This is a genomic window from Paracoccus salipaludis, from assembly GCF_002287065.1.
Classification (GTDB): domain Bacteria; phylum Pseudomonadota; class Alphaproteobacteria; order Rhodobacterales; family Rhodobacteraceae; genus Paracoccus; species Paracoccus salipaludis.
On sequence record NZ_NSJZ01000059.1, the window covers coordinates 1 to 1,905 of the forward strand.

The following is a 1,905-nucleotide window of genomic DNA, read 5'->3' on the forward strand; positions in this document are numbered from 1 at the left end:
CGGCTGGCTGGTCGGGCGCGGAACCCCTTCATCGATGCTATCGAAGGCCACCAGAACGGCCTGACCAAACCTCAATTCGTTGGAGCGATCATTGCCTTGAGATCGGTGCCTGTTTCCGCGTCGAGTTCGCTGGCATCGATCTTGCCATCCTTGTTGGCGTCAGCGGCCTTGAAGCGTTCGCGTGCAATCGTCAGCCACTGATACAGGTCGACCGTCTTGTCACCGGCGTCCTGCTGGTTGTTTGGACATCCTGCTCGGAAAAATCAGCTGCAGCCAAACGCCCTTCAATTTCTACCCCACAGCCGCCACCTGCGCTGCCGAACAGGAGGTGCAGGCAACAACCCTGCAATGCGGCTCTCGGCCCGGTCCAGACGCGTCCGTAGGTCATCGATAGTGGTCTGCATCTGCCCGCGTTCCCGGTCGCGCTCGCGTTCCATCATTTCAAGCTGCATTCGCAGGGTTCCGGTGGGGTCGATATCCGGTTGCGTCGTGTTCGATGCAACCGGGTATGGAACGGGCGGAGGGAACACTCGATAGAGTTCGGCGGGGTCAATCTCGTAGCTGCCGTCTTCGCGGAGGGTCGCGGACAGCCGGCCATCCTTGATGGCGCGGCTGAGGGTAGATTTAGAGCGTCCTACCTCTTTTGCGGCGGCGGACAGGGATAGTTGCACGGGGTTCCTCACGCGTTGCGCAGCGCGTCATTTGAGGGTTGCGAAACGTTCGATTGCAACCCCTTGGCGCGCTCAGGCTGCCCTAGGCGGGCGGCGGGTCTGGTCACCCCGCCCGGCCAGCAGGCCGGCCACGGAGATGTCCTCGTCCAACTCCTCCCAATGCAGTCCTTCGCCGCGCCCGATTAGCTCCCATGCCTGCCGTTGTTCCGGGGTGGCATGCAGGAGCCGGGGAAACCACGCCAGCGGCACGGACAGCTCGCGGCCGTCGTCCAGCACGACCCGAAAGGCATCGGCCGAGAACTCCACGGCAACGGCCAGAGGGTCGTTCTCAAGGGTCAAAGTGCGCATGCCATGCCTCCAGAAACCGGAGCTGATGACGCTCCACCAGGTCTTGCAGGGCCTTGAGCTCATGCGCCCGCAGGCGCCTGCTCGACGCCAAGGCTACAGGCTCCAGCCAGAACTTCGCCAGCCTTTCGCCGGCAGTTACATGAACGTGGGGCGGCTCTCTTGGATCGCCCTCGTCGCTGTAGAAAAAGAACCGGTACGGCCCCTCGCGCAGGAGAGTCGGCATCAGACCCTCCCGACCTTGGCGCAGAAGTCCGAAAACAGCTTCTCGATGTTGGCCGCGTTGCGCGCGATGCCGCGTTCCTTGAGGAAACGGCGGAAGTTCGTGGCGATGAGGCTGTCGTCCATGGTGCAGCCCGCAGTCCGCTTCAGATCTCGCCAGTGCGGGCTGTAGGCGATACCGCCGGTCTCGGGGAACTCGGGGGCCAGCGTCTCGGCCGTGCCGTCCCGCCGTGCCTTCCGGCCGACCTTCGAGACGGACAGTTCGCGCTTGGCCGGTGTCGGGTCTTCCTTCACGGTCCAGGCGATCTCGATGCTAGCGACGGTGCGACCGATCTTGCGCGGTGTGGCGGTCAGGGTCAGCCGGGACAGTTGATTGATTTCGGCGATGGCTTGCTGCAAGGCGCGTCGATTCAGGTCTGCAAATCTCTCCAGCTTGCCCTCCGGCACCGCCAACAGGGTCCGCAGTTCCGGGATGGTGAATGTCTTGGCGTCGATCCGGTCCATCCCGGCCAGACTGGCGATGTGCTGGAACAGCAGCACGGAATACTTGCTGCCCAGGTGGAACACGGTCTGCCGGTCGAGAATGGCCCAGTGATTCGACCGCTCGGCCATGTCCCGGAACATCCGGCCGAAGAACCACGAGACCAGCACATCGCCGCTGAGTTCG

Annotated in this window: 4 protein-coding genes and 1 pseudogene; all 5 read right to left on the reverse strand. The window is 63.4% G+C overall.

Annotation, left to right across the window (positions count from 1 at the left end; all coding sequences use genetic code 11):
* Window positions 1–71: 71 nt before the first annotated feature.
* Window positions 72–206: an EF-hand domain-containing protein gene (locus tag CK240_RS19635; protein WP_095641526.1), complete on the reverse strand. Its 135-nt coding sequence runs from the start codon at window positions 204–206 to the stop codon at window positions 72–74.
* A gap of 78 nt (window positions 207–284) precedes the next feature.
* Window positions 285–671: a MerR family transcriptional regulator gene (locus tag CK240_RS18435; protein ID WP_135058907.1), complete on the reverse strand. Its 387-nt coding sequence runs from the start codon at window positions 669–671 to the stop codon at window positions 285–287.
* Window positions 672–743: 72 nt separating this feature from the next.
* Window positions 744–1,019, reverse strand: coding sequence for a DUF2442 domain-containing protein (locus tag CK240_RS17415; RefSeq protein WP_095641524.1), 276 nt, complete (start codon window positions 1,017–1,019; stop codon window positions 744–746).
* Window positions 1,000–1,242, reverse strand: coding sequence for a DUF4160 domain-containing protein (locus CK240_RS17420; protein ID WP_095641525.1), 243 nt, complete (start codon window positions 1,240–1,242; stop codon window positions 1,000–1,002). The genes CK240_RS17415 and CK240_RS17420 overlap by 20 nt, the downstream gene beginning before the upstream one ends.
* Window positions 1,242–1,905: pseudogene (locus CK240_RS17425) on the reverse strand (hypothetical protein); the annotation flags it as partial. The pseudogene CK240_RS17425 and the gene CK240_RS17420, both read right to left, overlap by 1 nt.

Coding starts and splice junctions, on each gene's coding strand:
- CK240_RS17415 (WP_095641524.1), bottom strand. CDS start 1,019: ATGCGCACTTTGACCCTTGAGAACGACCCTCTGGCCGTTGCCGTGGAG.
- CK240_RS17420 (WP_095641525.1), bottom strand. CDS start 1,242: ATGCCGACTCTCCTGCGCGAGGGGCCGTACCGGTTCTTTTTCTACAGC.